General features: G+C 54.3%; 1 rRNA gene. It reads left to right on the top strand.

What is annotated here, in order from left to right:
• Positions 1-169: 169 nt before the first annotated feature.
• Positions 170-1,162, top strand: a 23S ribosomal RNA gene (locus ABH933_RS45535); the annotation flags it as partial.

Genomic DNA, 1,162 nt, shown 5'->3' with positions numbered 1-1,162 from the left:
TCGACACACTGTTGGGTCCTGAAAGAACACGCGAGTGTTTCTTTCTAGGAAATCAAAACGATCCGCTCGGGTCTCTTGTGAAACCGCCGGTTTGCCGGTTAGGTCCTTGAATTCGGTCCGATGTGGGTGTGTTGTTTGAGAACTGCACAGTGGACGCGAGCATCTTTGTTTGTAAGTGTGTAAGAGCGTACGGTGGATGCCTTGGCACCAGGAGCCGATGAAGGACGTAGGAGGCTGCGATAAGCCTCGGGGAGCTGTCAACCGAGCTGAGATCCGAGGATTTCCGAATGGGGAAACCCAGCACGAGTGATGTCGTGTTACCTGCCACTGAATATATAGGTGGTGTGGAGGGAACGTGGGGAAGTGAAACATCTCAGTACCCACAGGAAGAGAAAACAACATGTGATTCCGTGAGTAGTGGCGAGCGAAAGCGGATGAGGCTAAACCATGCGGATGTGATAGACGGCAGTCGTTGTCCGTGTGGGGTCGTGGGATTGTTCTTCTTCATTCTGCCGAGTGGAGCGTGAGTCAGAAACCGTTGTGTTAGCTGAATTGGTCTGGGATGGCCGACCGTAGACGGTGAGAGTCCGGTAAGCGAAAATTCAACGGCTCATGTGAGCAACTCCCGAGTAGCAGCGGGCCCGTGAAATCTGCTGTGAATCTGTCGGGACCACCCGATAAGCCTGAATACTACCTGGTGACCGATAGCGGACTAGTACCGTGAGGGAAAGGTGAAAAGTACCCCGGGAGGGGAGTGAAATAGTACCTGAAACCGTGCGCTTACAATCCGTCAGAGCCCTCGTTGTGGGGTGATGGCGTGCCTTTTGAAGAATGAGCCTGCGAGTCATCGGTGTGTGGCGAGGTTAACCCGTGTGGGGGAGCCGTAGCGAAAGCGAGTCCGAATAGGGCGTTTGAGTCGCACATCATGGACCCGAAGCGGAGTGATCTACCCATGGCCAGGGTGAAGCGACGGTAAGACGTCGTGGAGGCCCGAACCCACTTAGGTTGAAAACTGAGGGGATGAGTTGTGGGTAGGGGTGAAAGGCCAATCAAACTCCGTGATAGCTGGTTCTCCCCGAAATGCATTTAGGTGCAGCGTCGCGTGTTTCTCATCGGAGGTAGAGCTACTGGATGGCCTAGGGGGCCTACAAGCTTACCGAAG

Source organism: Nocardia sp. GP40 (assembly GCF_050434125.1).
GTDB lineage: Bacteria > Actinomycetota > Actinomycetes > Mycobacteriales > Mycobacteriaceae > Nocardia > Nocardia albiluteola.
The sequence above is the reverse complement of the archived record's forward strand: the minus strand, read 5'-3'. Positions and strand labels throughout refer to the sequence as shown.